The organism is Erwinia sp. MYb416, assembly GCF_037479575.1.
Taxonomy (GTDB): Bacteria; Pseudomonadota; Gammaproteobacteria; order Enterobacterales; family Enterobacteriaceae; genus Erwinia; species Erwinia rhapontici.
Window position 1 is genome coordinate 221621 of the sequence record NZ_JBBGYT010000309.1, and the last position, 7019, is coordinate 228639.

The window sequence follows — 7019 nt, forward strand, 5'->3', positions numbered from 1 at the left end:
GAAATGTCTTTAATTAATAGATTATTTTCAACCCGTGTAACAAAATTCATGCTGACAGTGGCATGTTTCATTTTGTTGGTGCTCTTTATTTGGTATTTAGGGCCATTTTTCGGATTTGGAGAAACACGGCCATTAGAAAGTGTTGAGCCACGCATCATTTTGATCGTTCTTTCGCTGTTCTGTACGATAGGAATATGGTTCAGATTCCCTCTATTTATTATGGTATTACTGGCACTTAGCTGTGCAGTCTGGATCATGGGCCCATACCTTTTAATGGGTAAGTCCTATCCACTTAATAGCATAAATCGTAGAGTGATCGTAATTGGTTGCATACTCGCACTTGCTTTTATTTATGGTGTCTGGAATCTCATTGTTGCTTTAAAGAGAAACCCAAAATTCTTAGATAAATTCATTAAAGATGAAGAGGTAAAAGAAGATTACAATCAAGCTGAAATTTTCTCAATAATTCGAAATGCTAACAATTACATTAAAAATATCAGCAAGAATGCTTCAAAATTTAAGCAGTTTTTCCTGCCAGAAAAGTTCCTTAGCGATCTCCCTTGGTACATGGTAATTGGGACTGAAAATGCCGGTAAAACATCATCAGTACTGTCGTCAGGGCAGAGTTTCCCCGATCCAGAACAATTAAAAAAAATTGCCCGAAAGACGATGGCAACAACCAATTGTGAATGTTGGTTTTCGAATGATGCTCTATTCTTAGATACCGCTGGTAAATATGTTAGTCAGGCGGAAGAAAGTAATAATGAATGGAGCAATATTTTAAATGGCATCAAGAAGTACCGATCTATAAAAGCCATAAACGGTGTTATTATCAACATTTGTGTTACTGATGTTATGGGGCGCAGCAAGGCCGAATTGTACGATCTTTCAGCTAAAATTAGAGCAAGACTCGATGATACTCGAAAAACGCTTGGAATACACTTCCCGGTCTATGTACTGGTGTCAAAAGTCGATCAACTTTCTGGTTTTTCTGAATACTTCAGGATACTGACAGAGCAGGAACGCGAACAGATTTGGGGCGTCACCTTCCCTTATGGCGAAGAAATGAAAATGCCGGCTTCTGACCTGCGTGAGCGTGTTGACGCGGAGCTGGCACTGCTGGAAAGTCGTATTGAAGAGAAGATGACATTACGCCAGCAGGAAGAGCTGAATCTTAGCGATAGAAAAAGAATGTACAGCTTCCCTCAGGATTTCCGTGTTCTGTCACAAGAAATATCTGACATGCTGCAAAATATATTTTTCACCTCCAGATATGACGAAAGCAAAGGTTTCACCAGTTTGCGTGGGTTATATTTCGTCAGTAATCACCAACCTGCTGATGTTTATCTATTAAATAACAGTACGTTAATTCACAAGTGGGATAACTTTGTTCACAGACGCTCCGTTAACGCGGTTGAATCCGTCACAAAGCGATATAATGATGCTGATTTTTTAGTCACTGACAACGCTTATGGCCGCCATTATTTTCTCAAGACCCTATTTTCAGAGATCATCGTTAAAGATGCCCATCTGGTGCGCCATAACTTAAGTGCTGAATCTAAATACCGATTCCAGAACATATTTATACATTGCTCATGTATTTTGTTAACTGCATGGCTTATCAATGGTTTCTATCATAGTTATTATAATAATGATGGATACCTCAACACTATTCGTGAAAAAGTGGTTTCCTTAGAAGGTAAAGTTGAAGAGTTTGAGAAAGCAAACAACACAGAGCTAATTCCGACATTGCTATCCATGGCTCAGTACATGCCTGAATATAGTGACCTGGACGTTGAACACCCGCCATTGGACTTCAGGTTCGGCCAATATGTGGGCTGGGATATCACATCAAAATCGACCTCATTATATCACTACTTCTTACAGAGACTGCTTTTTCCAAATGTGCAAAATGAAGCGCAAGATAAGCTTCAGGATGCACTTCTTGGTGATGATAATGGTGAGATATATACAGCGTTAAAAGCGTACCTGATGCTCAATGGGAAAGGAAAATTCGATAAGAAATTCCTTATTGATACCATCACTAAGGCCTGGGATGATTCTGGTAAAATTATACCTTACGCTGATAAAGAAATTTTCATTTCTCATTTAGATAATCTGTTTGATTTACCGGAATGGAACCATTATTCACAACCGATAGATGCTGAACTGGTTGCACAGGCAAGGGATGTATTGGGACGTATTTCCCTCAGTGACCGCCTTTATGAACGCATGAAGGTGATTATGCAGGATGATGCCCCAGAAAACCTGACGTTGGATAAAATGACCGATGGTAAAGCCAACCAGATTTTCACCCTGGATGAAGCCGATCATCATGCGACCAGCATTCCTGGATTGTTTACCTATGTCGGTTATCATCAGGTTTTTAAAAAAAAAGTCACCGCCCTTGTTACCAGACTTAATGATGAAGATAGCTGGGTCATGGAAAGTAAACATAACACCTCGTTAGCAGAATTCAGCTCAGCCAGAATGCATGCAGAGTTGGGGCTGCTCGGCTCTGCCATGCTGGCAAACGCTAAACGCATCGATCCTATAAAGCAAAAGATTATGCAGCGTTACTATGATGAATATACCCAACGGTGGAGTCGCTTTCTCAGTGAGATCAGCCTGAATTCAAATCGTTCACAGAATCGAAATGGACAGTTAGCACTGTCCTTTGATATTTACTTGCTGCGGACCATGGTTTCATCAGATTCACCATTGGTGAATCTGGCGCAAAGGGCTGTTGAGGAAACGACACTCTCGGCCTTACAGAACGAAGAGTTAATTGATAGCCGCTCTTCAAATACACGTTTGCTACAAAACGTGAACAAAGCCAATCAGTTGCTGGTATCACTAGAGAAAAAGCGGTTATGGGAAGGTGTCGATAGTCACTTCTCCACCCTGCGAGAGTTTGTTACAGGCTCTACACGCCCAAGTGAAAAGGCGGGTAGCACGGCCATGACTGGCAGCCGTTTAAGGAACATCATGGGGGTTCTCCATGACCAGTACACCCTCTTTGTTCTTTCTGATAATGCACTCAAAAGTGGCAATATGCCGACGCTGTCAGATGCAGGCCTTAAGATCAGTGCAGAATCACAAACCTGGCCTGACCCACTAAAGAATATTATTGAACCACTTCTGAATGGTGCTTATAAAAAGGTCAACCATCTGGTTATCTCTGAAAGTAATAAAAAGATAGAAGCGGATCTGGGTGAGGTATGTAGAAACACTCTTGAGGGACGCTATCCTTTTACCAAGAGTCTTGAAGAAGTACGTGTTCGTGATTTTGAACATTTCTTCGCACCTGGTGGCTTGGCTGAGATGTTCTTCAAAAATAATCTGGCTGATAAGGTCAACACGTCCGTCAAACCATGGCGCTATAACAGTGACAATGGAGAGAACGACTCCAGCACACTGAAGACGTTCGAACAGGCCCAGGACATCCGTAATACCTTTTTCCAGAACGGAGAAAGTAAACAAATGTCGATTAACTTCTCGATCTCTGTGCCCTACATGGCACCTACCATCACCCAGCTCAGTATGAATTTCGATGGGACGACGATGGACTACTCACACGGGCCGGTTGCTCCGGAAACATTTACCTGGCCGGGCAGTCGCATGGGTTCCATTGTCAGTATGACCGCCCAGCCAAGAATGGCTGATAAAACCTCCGGCCTGGTTTTCACTGGCCCCTGGGCTCTTTTCCATTGGATGGACAACGTGAAAAAAATCGAAAACTCTTCATCTGCTAACCCTGTCATGGTGTTCTCCTTGAGTAACCGACGCGTGGATATCAAAGCATCAGGAATCACCTATGATGATCGATTAATTACGCGTTTACTGCGGGACTTCCAGTGTCCAGGGTGACCTTTGGTCTGTTTAATTTTCATAAATATTACCAGAGGAGGTGAATATGACATTGCAGATATCTGTTATTGATGATAGTCGCCACTATCGCTGGTATCACTGGCGTAGAAAGCATCATCGGAGAATACTTAAATTCTTACAGGATATGGTTGAACCTGAGATTAAAACGCTCTCTCAGGATAATGAACTATCCGATAGTTATCCATGGTGCTTTGTTTTTTCGGCAAAACAACTAAACCGAAAACACTATTACATCGGTGCATTGACTATTTCTAAAAATAACTGTAATAAAGATAGCCTTTGTGTCATTTTTTCTCGACTTCCTTATAATCTTATAGCTTTGGACTTCAAAAAAAAATTTCACATCGCTTTTTGGCAGTCAAGAATCCTTGCAGCTCGACAAGGTGAAATGAATGCCAATAAAAAAAACCCTCATTTTTTGGAGTGGATTAAAGCCTTACAGATACACTATTCGCCATTTTTAGAATCTGTTTTAATTCGTAAAAGCTATAGATTCATTAATACATCTGAGCCATTACTGTCAAATTGCCACATTTTGGACAATCAGATACCCATTAATGGTGGAGTGGAGTTTATGCCATGGAAAAACTGGCCTGAGTGCATTCAGACCGGAAATTCAGTCTGGCTTTGGCGACAAAGTCGATATGGTCGAATTATCGACTCTAAGAAAATATCGGTACCGATGGATATTACTAACGCCCGCCGTTAGTGGTTATGGATAATCAATTTCGTATAAGGTGATTCTCATGTCACGAACTATTAACTTGTACAGCGCTGCAATGCCTCTCTTGTTAGGGGAACCGGCGTTGGTCCCATCGACGCTTAAAGGTGAAGAGTCATTATCTACACTTTACTCGTACACCATAATGACCAAAACTGCCGCTAATCCCTTGATCCCCTGGCAATCTGCGTCAAACATTGAGATTAAAGATCTCATTGGAAAAGAAATGACGATCGAGATAGAGCTGGATGGCAGCGGCCTTGATGCGGTTACAGGCGTTGGGAAAGGGATACGCGAAATATCAGGGCTGGTGCAGCAGGCGAGATTTCTTGGGCGTGATGCCAATCAGGCCAAGCATGAATTTGTTATCAGACCTTGGCTTTATCTGACTGATCTAACATCAGATTATAAAACTTTTCAGCATATGAATGTGGTCGAGATCATTGATGAAGTGTTATCTGATTATAATTTCCCATTAGATAAACGTCTTAGTGGCAGTTACCCACAGCTCGATTTTCAGGTTCAATATGGTGAAACTGACTTTAACTTCATCCAGCGTTTGATGGAAGAATGGGGCATTTACTGGTTTTTTGAGCACCATGGACATAAGCATAAAATGGTTATTGTCGATCATGTCGGTGCCCACAAAAAATTTAAGAGTGCTGCTTACCATACGCTCAAATATGAACCTGATTTACCGAAGGCAGGTGGAGAGTATGTTACCCGATTCGATCATCAGGAAACTATCACCACAGGTTCATGGGTGACCAACGACTACGACTTCACTAAGTCACGTGCTGATATTATGGCATTGGACAGCAAACCCCGTAAAACCAGTTTTAATGACATGGAAGTTTATCATTGGCCAGGCGATTACGATCAGCCCGGCATTGGTGAGCAATTAGCGAAAGTACGTATTGAGGAATTAGGTGCAATAGGTTCTCGTGCAACTGGATTTGGTGAGTTGCGCGGCGTTGTCTGTGGGTCTAATTTTAATCTCAAAGGATTCCCGGTTAAAAAAGTTAATCGCGAGTATCTCATCATTTCCAGCAAATTAGACGTTGAAGAAATTGGTCAAGTATCGGGGCAGGAAGATTTTAAATACCAATGCGAATTTACCGTACAGCCGACAACCAAAATTTATCGTCATCCACGAACTGCGATAAAACCTAAGACTCGTGGCCCACAAACAGCCATTGTGGTTGGCCCTCCGGGACAAGATATCTGGACCGATAAATATGGCAGGGTCAAAGTTCATTTTCTGTGGGATCGCTACGGTAAAAATATCGAATCAGACTCATGCTGGCTGCGTGTAAGCCAGGCCTGGGCAGGTAATAATTTTGGTGGAATCAACATTCCTCGTGTTGGTCATGAAGTCATTGTCGACTTTCTTAATGGCGATCCCGACAGACCTCTGATTTTAGGTAGTCTTTACAATAACGTTACGATGCCTCCCTGGGATCTTCCGGCTAATGCCACACAAAGTGGCCTGGTCAGCCGTACTGTCGGTGGCGGACGAACCAACTTCAACGGCGTACGATTTGAAGATAAACCTGGTCTTGAACGCTACTGGGAGCAAGCTGAGCGCGATATGAGCCGCCTGACAAAAGCTAACGAAAAACAGGTTATTGGTGCGAACTCAAATCTTAAGGTTGGCCTTTCCAGAACGAAATTTGTCGGTGGTTTCCAGACAGCAAACATATTGGGCTTCAATAGCCTACTCGTCGGTGGTGTTATGACCACTGTTGTTGGCGCTGCCCAGTCAAATACCGTAGGTGGAGCGAACTCCGTCAACGTAGGTGGTGTTATGGCAACCTGTGTGGGCGGCGCTAACTCACTCGCTGTGGGTGGAGCAAACGCCATCAATGTGGGGGGGGCCATGGCAACTGCCGTAGGCGGTGCCATTTCAACAGTTGTTGGTGGTGCCAGTGCACTGGCAGTGGGTGGTGCAGCTTCAGCCGTTGCCGGGGGGGCTTTCGCAATCAGTTCAGGTGGCATGCTCACCATCTCGGCTTCAAACATTAAAATTGTCGCCGGTGGAAAAATTGTCATACAAGCTGGTGAGGTTGATATTAACCCCGGTGATTGTTGCGATTGTAAAGGCGGCGGTGGCGGCGGTGGCGGTGGTGGCGGTGGTTTTTTACCCGGTTTACCAGGGCTGACAGCGTTTGGATTCATTCCTTTACCGCTACCGTTACCACCCTTGCCAATATTCCCGCCTGTCACTAAGCCTCCAGTAACTGTGCCGCCGGTGACCAAGCCTCCGGTAACCAAACCACCTGTGACCAAGCCGCCGGTAACCAAGCCTCCGGTAACCGAACCGCCTGTGACCAAGCCGCCGGTAACCGAACCGCCTGTAACCGAGCCGCCAGTGACCAAGCCGCCGGTAACCGAACCGCCTGTAACC

General features: G+C 43.8%; 3 protein-coding genes. All 3 read left to right on the forward strand.

The window, feature by feature from the left end:
* Positions 1-3: 3 nt before the first annotated feature.
* Complete coding sequence (tssM, locus tag WH277_RS03745; RefSeq protein ID WP_339504411.1) at positions 4-3870, forward strand: type VI secretion system membrane subunit TssM; 3867 nt, start codon at positions 4-6, stop codon at positions 3868-3870.
* 46 nt (positions 3871-3916) lie between these two features.
* Positions 3917-4600 (forward strand): hypothetical protein, encoded by a 684-nt coding sequence (locus WH277_RS03750; protein WP_339504413.1) that lies wholly within the window; start codon positions 3917-3919, stop codon positions 4598-4600.
* A 70-nt stretch (positions 4601-4670) separates the two neighbouring features.
* Positions 4671-7019, forward strand: a 2349-nt coding sequence (gene tssI / locus WH277_RS03755; RefSeq protein ID WP_445235304.1) for a type VI secretion system tip protein TssI/VgrG, incomplete at its 3' end; no start/stop codon positions are given.

What these genes read in the sequence shown, in the direction of transcription:
- tssM (WP_339504411.1), top strand. Translation starts at nt 4, where the DNA reads ATGTCTTTAATTAATAGATTATTTTCAACCCGTGTAACAAAATTCATG.
- WH277_RS03750 (WP_339504413.1), top strand. Translation starts at nt 3,917, where the DNA reads ATGACATTGCAGATATCTGTTATTGATGATAGTCGCCACTATCGCTGG.